Below are 15,713 nucleotides of genomic sequence, written 5' to 3'. Positions count from 1 at the left end.
GGCGTTTTGCTCAAGTGAAATCACGGCGTTGTCAACTCGCTTGACCTTTTCGTTACGGCAGTGCCTGCCAAGAGAGGCAGGCGATCGTCCGCCCTTGCTACAATCGCAAATTGTTAAGTTTTGGTAACGTAAAGGCAAGGCCGGACGGGGAGGCGACGCCGCCTTCCTGCGATGATGACCATCGGGCGGTCATGGGTCAGTCTTCGTTTGGAATATGGGCGTCGACCCCGGTTAGTTGCAGCTTGTTGCGGACATGGTGGACACCGTCGACCGAAAGTGCGCTGAGCTCGACTTTGCGGGCAATGCCGATCGTCTCGACCGAACCTTCCAGGGTTACGACGTGACCGTCCGCGTGAACCTCGATACTGTTGATATCGACCTCAGGGATATTCTCGAGAACATCGTTCACCCGCGCTTCAAGCTCGTCGCTTTCATCGCGGTCGATCATCCCGGCGCGAAGCGAATCCTTCAGCCGATTCTCCTTGCCGTCCTTGTCTGTGCCATCGACACGGAAACCTGTGTTGGGATCGCTGTCGAAATTTGCCGCAGTCTCGCCATAGGGGCGGTTTGCCGGGTCGCTGGCAGCAGTGCCGTCGGCGTAGGGCCAGCCGTCGTCGAGGTTGCGTTCCTCGAGGTCGCGATAGTCTTCTTCGCGGGAAAGCTCGGGGGGCACGCGTGAAATCGGGGTCTTGTCGCCGATCCTTGCCATTATAGTCGCTCCTTGTTTCTCTGCGGGTCAACGCTGAGAGGGGCGAATGGTTCGGCGCCCCGGTCGATTTGTTAGCCTTGCATTTTCTCCCATCTTTTGACGAGGCGGTCGCGCTTCAGCCGTGAAAGCCGCTGCAGCCAGAAGATGCCATCGAGCTGGTCGATCTCGTGCTGGAGGCAGATGGCGAGGAAATCTTCGGCGGCCTCCTCATGCACGTTGCCTCCGGCATCCTGATAGCGAAAGCCGATCGCTCGTGGCCGTGTGACCTCTTCGGTCGCGCCGGGCATGGAGACGCTGCCTTCAGCATGGCTCATCGTCTCCTGCGATCTCCAGGTAATCTGCGGATTGACGTAGAGGCGCACACCGTCTGCCCTGTCGAGCTCAAGCACGGTGATACGGAGGAAGACACCGATGTGGGCAGCGGTGATGCCGACGCCGGGTGCTGCGCGCATCGTCGCCAGCAGGTCGTCGGCAAGCTCGGCCAGCGATGCATCGAAGGCCGTTACCGGCGCGCAGACGGTCTTCAGGCCCGGATTCGGATAGCGCAGGATCGGACGGATAGGCATGAAGCGGGCTCCCTCGCTTTGAACGGCGAGGAAACTATCGCCGGCCGCAGACATTGTCATCACGAAGCACGGTTTGCCGCTTTACGGCAAGGATGCTTTGAGCTAGCAGGGGCCAAGAATTTCGGCTGCGGCGAGCTCGCGCGGGATTCACTTATCTGCTTGTTGACAATGTGTTTTCGGCCGACATTTGCGAATGCGGCTCGGCAGTCGTTGAAATTCGAACCAGGTGCGAGGGCGGCAGATGACGACGACCGACACGGAAGACCGTATTCGCCGGCGCGATGACGAGGAAGCGGATATTTACGACGAGGACGGAAATGTCCGCGGCGATTTCCTGGCGCTCGTCGGTGCGGCGATCGCCGATCGCGATACGTTGTTCCTGCGCGGGAATGTCGCCCGCCTGCATGAATCCGAAATAGGCGACCTGCTCGAATCGATCCAGCCGGATCAGCGCCTGGCGCTGGTGCGCCTGCTCGGCGAAGACTTCGACATGACGGCGCTGACCGAGGTCGACGAGGCGATCCGCCGAGAGATCGTCGACCAGATGCCGAACGAGCAGATCGCGGCAGCCATCGGCGAGCTCGACTCGGACGATGCCGTTTACATTCTCGAAGACCTCGATAAGGAGGACCGGGAAGAAATCCTCGCCCAGCTGCCGTTTACCGAGCGGGTGCGGCTGCGCCGGGCGCTTGACTATCCCGAAAGCTCGGCCGGGCGCCGCATGCAGACCGAGTTCGTCGCGGTGCCGCCGTTCTGGACTGTGGGTCAGACGATCGACTACATGCGCGACGAGGAGGATCTGCCTTATTCCTTCTCTCAGATCTTCGTCATCGATCCGACCTTCAAGCTGCTCGGCGCCGTCGATCTCGATCAGATCCTGCGCACCAAGCGGCAGACGAAGATCGAACAGATCATGCGTGAGACCAATCATCCGGTTCCCGCCGAGATGGACCAAGAGGAGGCCGCCCAGCTCTTCGAACAATACGACCTTCTCTCGGCTGCCGTCGTCGACGAAAACGGCCGGCTGGTCGGCGTGCTGACCATCGACGACGTCGTCGACGTCATCCACGAAGAGGCGGACGAGGACATCAAGCGCCTCGGCGGCGTTGGCGATGAAGAGCTGTCGGACAATGTGATATCGACGGCGCGCTCGCGTTTCCTCTGGCTTTTGATCAATCTCGGCACGGCGATGCTGTCGGCCAGCGTCATAGGCCTGTTCGACGCCGCGATCGAGAAAATGATCGCGCTTGCGGTGCTGATGCCGATCGTCGCCTCGATGGGGGGCAATGCCGGCACGCAGACGATGACGGTGACGGTGCGTGCTCTCGCCACCCGCGATCTCGACATCTACAATGCCGGCCGCATCATTCGCAGGGAAGCGGGGGTCGGCATTCTGAACGGAATGGTCTTCGCCACTATCATGGGCCTTATCGCCGGCACCTGGTTCCAAGACTATCAGCTCGGCGGTGTGATCGCGGCGGCGATGGTCATCAATCTGATGGCGGCCGCCCTGGCTGGCATCCTGCTGCCGCTGCTGCTCGACAAGATGGGAGCGGACCCGGCGATCGCCTCGTCGGTGTTCGTGACCACGGTAACCGACTGTACTGGCTTCTTCGCCTTTCTCGGCATTGCCACGTGGTGGTTCGGGATCTGACGGATCGCCGAAATTGACTATTACGTAAAAGTCAATATTATTGCCGGTTCGACGACGGGGAAGACATGCCGGTGAACAAATATTATAGCATAACGGAGCTGACGCGCGAATTCGGTGTATCCACGCGCACGCTCCGCTTCTACGAAGACGAGGGACTGATCCATCCGGAGCGGCGAGGGCGCACCCGTCTCTTCCGGCCGGCGGACCGACGGCTCATCGGAGAAATCCTGCGCGGACGACGGATCGGCTTCACCATCGCGGAGATCCGCGAGATCATCCAGGTCTACAAGGAGCCGCCAGGCGAGCTCGGCCAGCTAAAGCTGCTGATGAAGCGCGTCGACGAGAAACGTGAGGACCTGCGCCAGAAGCGCAAGGACATAGACGACACGCTGACGGAACTAGACAATATCGAAGAGGCCTGCCTCGGCCGCCTCGCCGAAATCGGCGTCACCACCTGAGAATTGCCGTGGAACGGTTGCGGAGATTACTGCGCCTCGGCGCTGCATTGGCCAGCGATCGTCTGGACCTCCTCATTAGTCTCTGGATCGATCTTGCCCGTCTGCAGCGGCGTGAGAAGAGCGTTGGCCTGCAGCCTTTCGAGCGTGCACTGGCAGAAGGCCCTGCATAGGGCCTCGCCTTGCTGCTTGACGCAGGCGGCGTTGCATTCCCTTAGGTAAGTTTCAGCGGAATCCGGCTGCGGCGGCGGGACCACAATGGAAAGTCCGTAAGCGATCGCGATCAGAACGGGCTGATGAATGAGGTAGAAGGCAAGGCTGTGACGGCCGAGCCTGGCCGGCCACCAGGAGCCTGTACCGATCGCCGCAAGCCAATGCGGCAGTCTAGTTCTGATGGCGATCAAGGCGACACTCAGCCCCACAAAGAACGGCAGTGCCCAGGGAAACAGCGGCACGTAATCGTTCGAGCGCTGCGGCGTTTCGGCAAGGCCGATCCAGGCGAGATATCTGGGATCGAAGAAGGACGAACGGAGCAGGCCTGGTGTGCCGAAAATGTCGAGAATCCAGGCGGCAAGGAGCGCGACTGTGGTGAGGAGCGTGAAGGCGAGCGGCAATCTCATAAAGACGATGCCGATGAGCGTGAGCACCGCGATACAGTGCAGGATGCCGAAATAGATCCAGGTGTCCGGCATTGCGATGCGGGTGGCGATCGAAATGACCGCGGCTGCTCCGGCAATCATGGCGAGACGTTTCCAGAAGGACGGCCAGCGAATCGTCGGCGTGCTGGAAAGCACAAGGCTTATGCCGACAATGAAGAGAAAGGTCGTTGCGATCGCCCGGGCATAGATCTTCAGCCAGCCGGTCTCGGCGGTGCCGGGCGCGAGATAGGCCATGAACTCCATGTCCCAGGTGAAATGGTAGCTCGCCATGGCGATCAGCGCGACGCCGCGCGCCGTATCCAAGAGACCGATGCGCGGTGGTCTTGCCGCCGCATCTGCCTTCATTGCCGGCATTGTCATCACAGTCCCCCGGTCGAAGCATTTCCGTCGTTAGACGGCATGTCGCGGCGAATAGCAGAAAGCTGAAGCTCTGATGGCGGCCTTCCATCCATGATCGCCAGCCGCGCCTCCGAAAAGAACTGCCGCCGTGCCAGCACGAAGATGACGACTGAGGTCGTTAGCATGAAAATATAAGGATTGATGAACCAGCCGAGATAGCCGATCGACAGGAAGATCGCCCTCAGACCCTCGTTGAAATTGCTGCCCGCGATGACATTCATGCGGATAACGCGTTCGGCCGCCCGCTCGGCGGCGATAATGTCGGCTTCGGTGTCGCGCATCATCGGGATGGAACCGAAAAGAATGGTGCAATAGTTGAACAGCCGATAGGACCAGCCGAACTTGAAGAAGGCATAGCCGAAAAGCGTCGCCAGACCGCCGACCTTCATCTCGAAAGCGCCATGGCCGCCATGGAGGACGAAGGGCAGGTCGGCAAAGACGGCGCCGACTTTCTCCGTCGCGCCGAGCAGGGCGAAGCAGCTGCCCATTGCGAAAATAGAGGTGGAGGCGAAAAAGGCCGTGCCGTTCTGCAGGCCGGCCATGATCTGCGTGTCGATCATCTTGAGGTCGCGGCGCAGCGAATTGTAGATCCACTCCCGCCGGCGTTCGGTCATCGCATGGGTCAGGCTGGTGCGGCCGAAGAAGGTGCGGCCCTTCAACAGCCAGGAATAACCCACCCAGACACAGGCAAAAAAGGCCAGAGCGATATAATCCGCCGTCGTCATCAATGATTCAGTCTCCGCGTGAATGCGGCCACCTTACATATGCGCTGCAATGCTGCAATGACCGGTGAGCCGAGGCCGCCGAGATTAAGAGCGCCGCACGCCATATCGCTTTGAAAAGCGATTCCGATTTTCCGGGCTCTGCGCTAGTGTGAAATGTCGCATCGACTCCATGCGATGTCGGTTCGCCGCTTGGATCGGAAACCGGCGGCGTTTAAATTTTGTACTCCAGTGTTCAGAAGGCGCATTCATGTTTCTTTCGGTTTTCGACGTGTTCAAGATCGGTGTCGGACCGTCGAGCTCGCACACGATGGGTCCGATGTCGGCCGCCAACCGGTTTCTCGATCTGATCCTGTCGAACGAATGGCCGCGCCCATCAGGTGCACAGGTTGCCGCGATCAAGGTCAGCCTTCATGGCTCGCTCGCCCATACCGGGATCGGCCATGGGACGGGCAGGGCAGTCATTCTCGGGCTGATGGGCGAGGCGCCCGACAGTGTCGATCCCGACAAGATGGACGGCATCATCGATATGGTGGAGCGCATCGGTCGCATCACGCCGCCGGGCCATCCGGCCTACCAGTTCCAGCCGAAGTCCGACCTGATCTTCGACAAGAAACAGCCGCTGCCCGGCCATGCCAACGGCATGATCTTCTCCGCTCATGACAAGGACGGGCGGCTGCTCCTCAAGCGCATCTATTATTCGGTCGGCGGCGGCTTCGTCGTCACCGACACCGAGCTGGAACAGATGCGGGCGAAGAAGAATGCCACGGGCGGGGTTCGCGTGCCCTATCCTTTCGCGACAGCCAAGCAGATGCTCGAGATGGCGGAGCGCTCCGGGCTTACGATCGCGCAGATGAAGAGGGCCAATGAGGAGAGCCAGCGCAGCCAAGAGGAGCTCGATCGGGGGCTCGACCGCATCTGGGAGGCGATGCGGTCCTGCATCGAACGCGGTCTCAAGGTCGAGGGCGTCATGCCCGGCGGTCTCAACGTCAAGCGCCGCGCCCGCCGAATCCACGACAAGCTTCAGGAGGAGTGGCGCAGCAATCGCGTCAATCCGCTGCTCGCCAATGATTGGCTCAGCGTCTATGCGATGGCTGTCAACGAGGAGAATGCAGCGGGCGGGCGGGTCGTCACCGCGCCGACCAATGGCGCGGCCGGCGTCATTCCGGCAACGATCCGCTATTACGAGCATTTTCACGAGGACTGGGACCAGAAGGGTATCCGCGACTACCTGCTGACGGCAGCAGCCATTGGTGGCATCATCAAGCACAATGCCTCGATCTCAGGCGCCGAGGTCGGCTGTCAGGGCGAGGTCGGCTCGGCCGCGGCGATGGCGGCCGCGGGTCTTGCAGCCGTGATGGGCGGCACGCCGGAGCAGATCGAGAACGCCGCTGAGATTGCACTCGAACATCATCTCGGCATGACCTGCGATCCGGTCGCGGGCCTCGTGCAGGTTCCCTGTATCGAGCGCAATGCGCTCGGCGCGGTCAAGGCCGTCACCGCGGCATCGCTCGCCGTCAAGGGCGACGGCCAGCACTTCGTGCCGCTCGACGCCTGCATCGAGACAATGCGCCAGACGGGCCACGACATGAGCGAGAAATACAAGGAAACCTCGACGGGCGGCCTGGCCGTCAACGTTGTCGAATGCTGATAGTAGGGACTGCTTCGCTTCATACTTGACGCCCGCTGCCAAAAGGATTTCAACGGCGGCATGGCATTGCATCTCATCAAACTCTGCGTCGGCGCCGACTCAATCGAGGATCTGCGCGAATGGGTGGCGGAGCGCTCTCTGCGCGCCATCGCCGCCGGACTCGAACCTCATTCGGTGCACACCACGCGCATGGTGCCCAAACGCATGGCGGAGCTCCTCGACGGCGGTTCGCTCTACTGGGTGATCAAGGGACAGGTGCAGGCAAGGCAGAGGCTGCTCGACATCGTGACATTCACCGACGACGAAGGGATTTCACGCTGCCGCCTGATGCTGGGTCCGGAGGTCATCGAAACCGCGGTACAGCCGAAGCGGCCTTTCCAGGGCTGGCGCTACTATACGCAGGATGACGTGCCGCCTGATCTGACGAGCTTGGGCGCCGGGATCGCCGAAATGCCCGCGGACCTGCGCCGCGAGCTTACAGAGCTCGGCCTACTCTAATTTCCCATCGCCCAAAACGCCGGCTTCGGGTAACAGCAATCAAATTTCAGCGCAGACGCAGCTGCACAGGCGCGCTGCCGTCCGGCGACGTCACATGCAGATGAATGCGGGCTTCAGGCTGCGAATAGCGCCAGGCGCGGGCGCCGTGGCAAAGCAGCAGATTGATGAGATCCCGGGTCTTTGCAGACTTCGCCCTCGGCCGTTGCAAACCGATTTCGGCAAGTCGCAGAGCGGCTTCGTGCAGCGGATGCAGGGGCGAGCGCCCCTTGGCTCCGATGCGGCGGTCGCCTGGCATTCCCGGAACATTCTCATTGATCGCCATTGTTTTCCCCGTACGCACTACTGATCGAGTTCAAAAATGGTGGCCAGAAACGCAAACACCGATTCCGGCCGTTACCAATGCCGCCGGCCATGTTGCTGGCAGCACCGAATAGCTCATTGGGCGGCCGCCCAGCACTTGATGCCGGCCTTCTTCAAGGCCTTGCAGGCGTTGACCGCATCACGCTGATCGTCAAAGCCGCCGAAGCGCGCGCGGTAGACCTGGTCATTGCCGGTGCCGTAGGCGACCGCGAAGGGCTTTGCCGAGGCCAGTGCCTTGCCGCCCTTGCTCTTGGCGCCCTCCAGGAGGTCCATGGCCATCTGCCGGCTCGGCGAGACGCCGACCTGTACGACCCAGCCTGCAGGCGCAGGGCTGGCGGGGGTGGTGCTGGTCGAAGCGGTCGTGACGTGATCGACGGCGGCGTTATCCTGTCCAGCAGGTGCGGCGACCGGAGCCTGCTGCTTGAAGCTCGTGGTCTTGACCTTGGTCGGCGCCGGCATCGTCTGGGCGACCAGAGGGTTGTCGGACTTCGGCGCCGATGTTTCGGTATAGGCGACTTCGGCCTCGGCCACCTGATAGCGCGCGTCCGGCAGAGGACCCTTATGTGGCAGGCTGAGATCGGCGGCGGCAGCGGCGGCAACCGGCGTCTGCGCCGCGGTGATCGTCTTCGCGACCTGCTGCGGGGCGACCGGTTGTCGGGCCTTCTGCGGCTGAACGGGAGCGGGCGTTTCGATCATCGCCGGGGCAGGGGTTGCCTGAGCCATCAGCGCCGAATTTCCGCCGCGGCTCGACGCCTTCGGCAGATAAGTAGCGATCAGATTGCGCATCTGGGCATCGCGAGCCGAGCCGGAAGTGCCGCCGAGAACCACGCTGACGATCGACTTGCCGTCGACCTGCACCGAACTCACAAGATTGAAGCCGGCGGCGCGCGTATAACCGGTCTTAATTCCGTCGACGCCACGCACTGAACCGACCAGGCGGTTATGGCTACGGATCGTGCGGCTGCCAAACTTGAAGGCGCGGGTGGAGAAATAACCGTAATATTGCGGGAAATGCTGGCGAAGAGCGATGCCGAGGCGGGCCTGGTCACGGGCCGTCGTCATCTGCGCCGTGTTCGGCAAGCCGTTGGCATTGCGGTAGGTCGTGCGCGTCATGCCGAGAGCATGCGCCTTGGCAGTCATCAGTTGGGCGAAACGATCCTCGCTGCCGGCGAGCAGTTCGCCAAGGGCGGTCGAGGCATCATTAGCCGACAGGGTGACGAGACCGAGGATGCCCTGTTCCACGGTAATCGTGCCGCCTGCGCGCACGCCAAGTTTCGTCGGTGCTTGCGCTGCGGCATGAGCGGAGAAGGGAACTGGTGTATCGAGACGGATGCGACCCTGCTCCAATGCTTCAAAGACCATGTAGAGGGTCATCATCTTGGTCAGCGAGGCAGGGTATTGCAGCCGATCGGCATTCTCGCTGTAGAGAACGTTGCCGGTCTTGGCGTCGACGACGATGCCGGCATATTTCGGATTGGCCGTTTTCGCTTCGACACTTGCCGAATCGACCATGATGATCGTGACAGCCACCGAAAGGATCGCCAACAGCTTTGCAACAAAGCTGCCGGACCGGGACGATGATACGGAGGAGACTGACGTTGACACTATTCCACTCTTCGCTTGCATTTCAGATATTGGGCAGGAACCGCACACCCCTCGCCGCACAGCTCGTCTTTTGAAATTACCGATTCAGCGTTACCAATCCGTTTATGATGAATCGTTTCACTCCCTATCCGCGAGCATTTTAGGGGCTTGTCGCAGAACGGTTCACAAGACGCGCCTCCACAAAGATGCGGATCGCGGCATCAATATGTTCCCAGTCGGCGAGATGGCTGCTGGAGAAGCGGTAAAGGACGCTCAGATCCTTGCCGACCTTGATGTCCCGCTGGCAATCTCCACTTGCAGCCTTGTCCTGAGTTGAAGGCAATATGCAGCGCACGACGTAGTCCGACCCGCCCTTGACGGGTGCCGTGAGCAGCACTTCGCCGCCATAACCGGCGTCGGCGCGGAGCCGATGGAGCGTCAATCCGTCCCGGAAAGGCTCGGCTGCTCCTTCGATCAGATGCGAATAGATCGGCTCCAGCCGGCCGGACATATCGCGCGACATGGTGCTCTGGGCGATCTGCAGGAAGATGAGGTCGGAGGACTGGGCGATATCGTCGAATCGCAGACGGTTGTCCTTGCCGTAACCCGACATGGAGGGCCAGGTAAGGTAGAGGTCGACGCGCTCGGCTGCCCCGTTATGCCTCTGGCTCGGGAAGCGGATGGTATTCTCGGGGAATCGTACAGTGTCACGGCCGATGGTCAGCGTGATTTCCGCCGTGCTGTCGGTATTGCCGGCGAGCGAGATATGCCGGCCGAACCAGCGGCCGGCGATACTGATGGCGACGGTCAGGACCGCCAGGATGGCGATTACCGCCATCGCGCGCAGGAGAAACCCCATCGAAAGAATCGGCTGCTCGTCGGGTGCGCTTTGCGCGGCTTGGCTCATGGCGGTTCTTCGCGTTTCGGTCCGCCGCAGGAAGAACATGAGCCGCCGGTGCCGATGATGAATCTCATCGGCATGATCGGACCGGCAGGGTTAAAAATTCACTAAGATTTGAGTTGCAGCTGTACCGGAATGAAATCCCTGTCCCAAAAAGGAGTGAGCCGTTCCCGGGACAGCGGGAACGGCTCTTGGGCACCGGTCGGGGACGGGATGCGGGGACTGACCGGGCCGAAACCTGTGCCGGCTTTGCCGGCAAGCTGGCTTACTTGACGCTGCCGACTGCGACGGTGCGGCCGTCCTGAAGCTTCGACCAGCGGGCCGGATCGCTGGCGGACTGGCGCTTGAGATAGGTGTACTCAGTGTCCGACCATAAAAGGACCTTATTGCGCATGTTGTCGAGAATGAAGTCGCCGCGATCGGTGCGGACCGTCAGCACGGCATGGCCTTCGCCGTTCGGCTGCAGCACGACCGTGATCAGCGTGTCTGATGGCGAGAAGCCGTCTTCGATCAACATCTTGCGCTTCAGGAGGGCGTAGTCCTCGCAGTCGCCGACGCTGGTCGGATAGGCCCAGCGCTCTTCGACACCGTAGATCTGTTCATCCGTCTCCGGCTGGATCGATGAATTGACTGCGTAGTTGACCTTGAGAATCTCCTTCCAGCGATCCTCCGTGAGGATGGCTGGCCCGGCATCGCCGCCGGCATAGGTGCACTCCCTCGGATTGGTCTTGCAGAATTCATAGTGTCCGATCGGCGGGCTGGCATTGCCTGCCAGTGCCATGCTGGCGGGCGTTGCCTGTCCCGAGCCGGCCATTGTCATCATGATCGCACCGGCCAGCAGGCCGCCTTTCAAGACATTCGCAGTCGTCATTGCCGTCTCCCCTGAGTTGAGACGACAATGACACGGACGTTTTTATCTCACGCAAAATTACGCAATAGAATTATATACTTAGTTAAATCAAATGCAGATAAAACTTGGTTCGAATGCAAATAAAATTCGATGCGCATTTATGTCAAATTTCATTAAAATTGTCGTCGACGCGACAAGGACTTCGCTCATCGAAAGCCTGCGCTGCCGTTGCGGCGTTAAGATTTTTCGCTGAGCCGGATGAACGCCGGTGGCCCTGCGGTGGGATGGGTGCGGTGGCGATGCAGGTGGAATTCGCGGGTTTGAATAGGCCGAAAGCAGAATATCGCTCCGATTCCGGACTCAGCCAGCAAAATTATTTTTGAGGGAAATCGCGGAATCGATCGGTGGCGGCGACGATTGCCGCGCTCATATCGGGATTTGCGGTGGAATGAGAGGCGTGGGGAAGGATTACGAGCTCGCTTTGCGGCCAGGCGCGGGCCAATTCCCAGGCGGTGATGAGCGGCGCCTCGATGTCGAACCGTCCTTGCAGCAATATGCCGGGAATGCCGGCAAGCCGCGCTGCGTTCTTCAAGAGTACGCCCTCCTCAAGCCACGCGCCGTTGACAAAGTAGTGGGTGATGATGCGGGCACGGGTCAGCACGTAAGCCGGATCGGCCCAGCGGCGCGGCAGCCCCTCGGGATCGGCAAGCAGGATCGAGGCGGCCTCCCAATCATGCCAGTCGCGCGCCGCCTTCAGACGCGTCTGCGGATCTGGATCGTTGAGGAGGCGGTGATAGGCACCAGCCATGTCCTCTTCGGACCCCAGCGTGCCAGAGGGGACACCATGGCGGAAACGGTGCCATTCTTCGGGAAAAAGCGGCGCCATGCCGCGACAGAGCCAGTCGATTTCCGACCGCCGCGTCATGGTCACGCCCGATATGACCATCGCCCCGACGCGCTGCGGATGAGTCTCGGCATAGGCGAGCGCCAGCGTCGAGCCCCAGGAATTGCCGAAAAGCAGCCAGCTGTCGATTTCGAGAAAGAGCCTCAGCTTTTCGATATCGGCCACGAGATGCCAGGTCGTATTGAGCGAGAGGTCGGTTTCGGAATCTGCGGCGCTCGGCAGGCTTCGGCCGCAGTTGCGCTGATCGAAGAGGATGATCCGATAGGCATCCGGGTCGAATTGCCGGCGGGCCGCGGTCGAACAGCCGGAGCCCGGGCCGCCGTGCAGGACGAGCGCCGGCCGCCCCATAGGATTGCCGCAGGCTTCCCAATAGATCAGGTTGCCATCGCCCGTATCGAGTAGGCCATGATCATAGGGGTCTATTTCCGGGTAGAGAGCTGACATCGGTGCACCTGCGGTCGAGGCGGAGGTTATCCATCATATCCTCGACCGAGTGAAGACGGATCGCTGCCAGTTTCGCGCGACCGTATCCGGTCGGTGTCGCAGCTTGTTCCACTCATAATATAGATAGTTTACTGGTGGGAACGACTTGCGTCAGGATTTCGCGCCAGCTTTCCAAAGCCGGATTTGTTGCCGCTTGCAGATTGCTTGCCGTGAAGATCGCGCCTTTCAAAACGACCCGAGCCCGTGCGCTCCGGTTTGGCAAACGCGCTCGGCGCAGTCTCGAATCGACCCGCCCCGAAGATTTGCGCAAGGCAGCGTTTTTCAGGTTGTCAGAGGAATTCCCGCAGCGTTTCACGGGACTGGATCGAGAGGAATTCGATCGCTACGCCTTCGACGAAGTGGCGCACGACGCGGCCGCGCATGTTGCCGAGGCGCACTGCTGTTCCTATCGACGGACGCATCTCGACGTCGACTGCGGCACCGGATAGCGAAAGGTCCATGATGCGGCAGGTATATCGCGTGCCGTCTTCCAGCGTGAGTTCGGTCTTGACATCACGCGGCGTCAGACGGTCATGGCGACGATCCTCCGGCAGGCCGAGTTCGTGCTTGTTCGCAAGCCATGTGAGCTGGGCGGCGAGCTTCTCGCGTTTGCGCTCGGTGGCATTGATCGACATGGTGAAGCCGCGGCCGTCAAGGGTCTGGACGTAACCTTCGACGCGCCCGAGATGATCGATATAGGCGACGACGCGTTCGTTGGCGCGCGGCCGGCCGGAGCAGGTGACGTACATATCGCCGGGCGACATGTCGATCACCATGCATTCGAACTCCTCGTAGTTCGCAAGCATCAGCCGGCCCTGCATATTGATCGGCACGCGCTGGAAAACGCCTTGTTCAGGGCGCGGCGCAGGTCGTTGCGTCTGAGCTGGCTGGAACGAGTGCATCAAAGGGCTTCTTCATGAAAACTGGAGAGATCAATCATTACCCTCAATCCATTAACAGATGGTTGTCTCGCCCCATTGTGACATAGCCGAAAACGAGCATGCGCCTTGTCCTGAAACGAGACGCTCAACGCGCGTCGGCACTCAGCAGCTGCGACACCATCCGGCGCATGGCCTGTCCGAATCCGATGCCTTTTGCCGCGACGATCTCGTTGATCGGGCGCGATTCGACCGGTGCGGCCTTGCTGAATTTTTCGGGCAGCAGACGGCTGCGGTCCAGCGCGAGGAATTCCAGCGGGACGATCTCCAGCCAGCTCGCAGCCGCCGTCGGTGCGATCGCGCCGAGCAGGCGGTCGCAGGCGCCGTCTGACGAGCGCAGCGGCATCATGATGATCTCGAAGGAGGCCTGATGACCGACTGTACTGTAGCCGGTGGTGTTGAACAGGGCCGGCATGGCGTGGTCCATGACGCCCATCGCCGTGCGTTCAATATCGGCGTGCTGGCCGTGTGCCCAAAGGGACGAAAAACGTTCACCGCGCAGGTCGCGCCCGAAGAAATCACAGATGCGGGTGCCGGCGAGCCGGAAAACGATGTCTCCGTCGTCGCGCGCCTCAAGGATGAAGAGACTCTGCAGAAGATGAGGAACGGCGGAAGGTTCGACCTGTGATTTCAGCGGCGCATCGGCAGCGCCACGGATACGGTTCCAATAGTCAAAAATTTCGATGGTCGTTTGCACACGCATTTCACACCAACCTGTCCCATTCCGGATCATTTTCGGGCAGTCATTGCCCGGACAGCTTCTACCTTGCGGATTTCATGCCAAATCCCGGTCGTTAAGGTTAAGAATGGGTTTAGGTTGAGGTGCAGTGGCTGGCGTGACACTGTCTCGCCAACACTTCGACGTTCGAAGTTCTGCACAACTGCTGGGGCCGAGGTCTTTCCTCAAGCGCCCGGTTCGCCGTCCGCCACGTCGGGCGGCTTTTTTTTTGATCATCCCTCCTGTATGGCTGAGGCCTCAACGAGGCGAACACAGATGAATGAGCAGACGGGCGAGCCGCAGAAGGCGCCCGAACCTTCCGAGGTCCAGCCGCCGGCGCGACCCCAGCGCGTACCGATCTTCAACCTTCCGCCGGCGCTGCTCTTCAGCCTTTGCCTGCTCATCCTCGTCTATGCGGTGCAGGCGCTCGTTCTCTCGGACGATGCGGTGAGCTGGCTGCTGTTTACGTTTGGTTTCGTTCCCGCCCGCTACGTCATTCCGCTGTCGCAGCAGGGTCTGGAATTGTTCTGGACGCCCGTCACCTATTCGCTGCTGCACGGCAGCGCCCAGCATATCGTCTTCAACGCCTTCTGGCTGATGGCCTTCGGGGCACCGGTCGTACGCCGCATCGGGACGCTGCGGTTCCTATTCTTCTGGATCTTTTCCGCCGCCGCTTCCGCCGCCCTGCATACGACGCTTAACTGGGGAGACGTATCTCTGCTGATCGGCGCGTCGGGCGTCATTTCCGGGCTGATGGGAGCCGCCTGCCGATTCGCTTTTCCGCCTGACCGGCGACCGATGGCGGTGGCGCATCTCAATGCCCGACTGTCCATTATCGACGCGCTGAAGAGCCGGACCGTCGTCATCTTCATGCTGCTATGGCTGGTCGGCAACGCCCTGATCGCCGTCGGCGTCCCGCTCGTCGGCGACAGCGATCAAGAGATCGCCTGGGATGCCCATATCGGCGGCTTCGTCTTCGGCTTCTTTTTGTTTTCGCTGTTCGACCGGGCGCTTCGGCCGCCTGCGGAACCAACCGAACCGGAGAAGGATATGTTGCAATCCTGAGCCGGGCAGTGCACGATCGAACGATCCGTGTTTGGGGGGAGAAACCGCCGCGGACGCCTGTGACACCCGTCACAGTATCGACATAGGAGGTTCGAATGACCAGTTCAGTCAAAGCAATCCTCGACCTGAAGGGCAGGGACGTCGTCACCGCCGGGCCGAACACCACCGTCGCAGAGGCGGCCGTCATTCTGAGCAAGAAGAGGATCGGCGCCATCGTCGTCGTCGGCATGGAAAACCGGATTTCCGGCATGTTCACCGAGCGCGATCTCGTCCATGCAATCGCCAAGCACGGCAAGGAAAGCCTCGATCAGCCGCTCTCTCAGCTCATGACGTCAAAGGTCTACCGCTGCCACGAGGAGACGACCGTCAACGAACTGATGGAACTGATGACCAGCCGCCGCTTCCGCCACGTTCCGGTGGAAAGCAACGGCAGGCTTGCCGGCATCATCTCGATCGGCGACGTGGTGAAATCCCGGATCGCCGAAGTCGAGCGTGAGGCCGAGGAGATCAAGGCCTATATCGCCGGCTAAGGTTTCGCCTGTTGCTTTACGCGATCTCTAGTCCCCGATTGCGGAGCCCTCCACAAACAGGTAGGGG

The 15,713-nt window shown here is 60.9% G+C and carries 17 protein-coding genes; 6 read left to right on the top strand and 11 right to left on the bottom strand.

The window, feature by feature from the left end; translation table 11 throughout:
* Positions 1 to 196: 196 nt before the first annotated feature.
* Together FFR93_RS25665 and FFR93_RS25660 are read right to left on the bottom strand one after the other, a co-directional pair.
* On the bottom strand, positions 197 to 709 hold the full coding sequence (locus FFR93_RS25665) for a BON domain-containing protein (protein ID WP_064710517.1): 513 nt from the start codon (positions 707 to 709) through the stop codon (positions 197 to 199).
* A gap of 71 nt (positions 710 to 780) precedes the next feature.
* On the bottom strand, positions 781 to 1,275 hold the full coding sequence (locus FFR93_RS25660) for a peptide deformylase (protein ID WP_064710583.1): 495 nt from the start codon (positions 1,273 to 1,275) through the stop codon (positions 781 to 783).
* A gap of 241 nt (positions 1,276 to 1,516) precedes the next feature.
* Between FFR93_RS25660 and mgtE the strand changes: the two genes are divergently transcribed.
* Positions 1,517 to 2,929 carry a magnesium transporter gene (gene mgtE, locus FFR93_RS25655; RefSeq protein WP_138395229.1) on the top strand — a complete coding sequence of 471 codons (1,413 nt, stop codon included), beginning with the start codon at positions 1,517 to 1,519 and terminating at the stop codon, positions 2,927 to 2,929.
* A gap of 65 nt (positions 2,930 to 2,994) precedes the next feature.
* Positions 2,995 to 3,387 (top strand): MerR family DNA-binding transcriptional regulator, encoded by a 393-nt coding sequence (locus FFR93_RS25650; protein WP_011425479.1) that lies wholly within the window; start codon positions 2,995 to 2,997, stop codon positions 3,385 to 3,387.
* A gap of 26 nt (positions 3,388 to 3,413) precedes the next feature.
* Here FFR93_RS25650 and FFR93_RS25645 read toward each other — a convergent pair whose 3' ends face one another.
* Positions 3,414 to 4,403: a heparan-alpha-glucosaminide N-acetyltransferase gene (locus FFR93_RS25645; protein ID WP_138395228.1), complete on the bottom strand. Its 990-nt coding sequence runs from the start codon at positions 4,401 to 4,403 to the stop codon at positions 3,414 to 3,416.
* Complete coding sequence (locus FFR93_RS25640) at positions 4,403 to 5,167, bottom strand: DUF599 domain-containing protein (protein ID WP_138395227.1); 765 nt, start codon at positions 5,165 to 5,167, stop codon at positions 4,403 to 4,405. Before FFR93_RS25640 ends, FFR93_RS25645 begins: the two co-directional genes overlap by 1 nt.
* 247 nt (positions 5,168 to 5,414) lie before the next feature.
* Here FFR93_RS25640 and FFR93_RS25635 point away from each other — a divergent pair, with 247 nt between their 5' ends.
* A complete protein-coding gene (locus tag FFR93_RS25635; RefSeq protein WP_138395226.1) occupies positions 5,415 to 6,815 on the top strand; it encodes an L-serine ammonia-lyase in 1,401 nt (466 codons plus the stop codon).
* A gap of 60 nt (positions 6,816 to 6,875) precedes the next feature.
* Positions 6,876 to 7,313: a DUF1489 family protein gene (locus FFR93_RS25630; protein ID WP_064710522.1), complete on the top strand. Its 438-nt coding sequence runs from the start codon at positions 6,876 to 6,878 to the stop codon at positions 7,311 to 7,313.
* A gap of 46 nt (positions 7,314 to 7,359) precedes the next feature.
* Here FFR93_RS25630 and FFR93_RS25625 read toward each other — a convergent pair whose 3' ends face one another.
* From FFR93_RS25625 to FFR93_RS25595, 7 genes are all read right to left on the bottom strand, one after another.
* Entirely contained in the window at positions 7,360 to 7,635 is a 276-nt protein-coding gene (locus FFR93_RS25625) for a hypothetical protein (protein ID WP_064710523.1), read from the bottom strand.
* 113 nt (positions 7,636 to 7,748) lie between these two features.
* Positions 7,749 to 9,299: a D-alanyl-D-alanine carboxypeptidase gene (locus FFR93_RS25620; RefSeq protein ID WP_138395225.1), complete on the bottom strand. Its 1,551-nt coding sequence runs from the start codon at positions 9,297 to 9,299 to the stop codon at positions 7,749 to 7,751.
* Positions 9,300 to 9,417: 118 nt separating this feature from the next.
* Positions 9,418 to 10,203, bottom strand: coding sequence for a hypothetical protein (locus FFR93_RS25615; RefSeq protein ID WP_064713639.1), 786 nt, complete (start codon positions 10,201 to 10,203; stop codon positions 9,418 to 9,420).
* A gap of 220 nt (positions 10,204 to 10,423) precedes the next feature.
* Positions 10,424 to 11,029, bottom strand: coding sequence for a transglutaminase-like cysteine peptidase (locus tag FFR93_RS25610; protein WP_138395224.1), 606 nt, complete (start codon positions 11,027 to 11,029; stop codon positions 10,424 to 10,426).
* A gap of 352 nt (positions 11,030 to 11,381) precedes the next feature.
* Entirely contained in the window at positions 11,382 to 12,356 is a 975-nt protein-coding gene (gene pip / locus FFR93_RS25605; protein ID WP_138395223.1) for a prolyl aminopeptidase, read from the bottom strand.
* A gap of 329 nt (positions 12,357 to 12,685) precedes the next feature.
* Positions 12,686 to 13,297: a PilZ domain-containing protein gene (locus FFR93_RS25600; protein ID WP_064710528.1), complete on the bottom strand. Its 612-nt coding sequence runs from the start codon at positions 13,295 to 13,297 to the stop codon at positions 12,686 to 12,688.
* Between the two features lie 124 nt (positions 13,298 to 13,421).
* On the bottom strand, positions 13,422 to 14,066 hold the full coding sequence (locus FFR93_RS25595) for a PAS domain-containing protein (protein ID WP_171049257.1): 645 nt from the start codon (positions 14,064 to 14,066) through the stop codon (positions 13,422 to 13,424).
* A 261-nt stretch (positions 14,067 to 14,327) separates the two neighbouring features.
* Between FFR93_RS25595 and FFR93_RS25590 the strand changes: the two genes are divergently transcribed.
* Both FFR93_RS25590 and FFR93_RS25585 read left to right on the top strand, forming a co-directional pair.
* A complete protein-coding gene (locus tag FFR93_RS25590; protein ID WP_138395222.1) occupies positions 14,328 to 15,116 on the top strand; it encodes a rhomboid family intramembrane serine protease in 789 nt (262 codons plus the stop codon).
* A gap of 95 nt (positions 15,117 to 15,211) precedes the next feature.
* Entirely contained in the window at positions 15,212 to 15,646 is a 435-nt protein-coding gene (locus FFR93_RS25585) for a CBS domain-containing protein (protein WP_064710531.1), read from the top strand.
* Positions 15,647 to 15,713: the final 67 nt, after the last annotated feature.

The sequence above is a fragment of the Rhizobium sp. MHM7A genome, assembly GCF_005862215.1.
GTDB classification, from domain to species: domain Bacteria; phylum Pseudomonadota; class Alphaproteobacteria; order Rhizobiales; family Rhizobiaceae; genus Rhizobium; species Rhizobium bangladeshense.
Note: the sequence above shows the minus strand (reverse complement) of the source record. Positions and strands in the feature narration are given on the sequence as shown.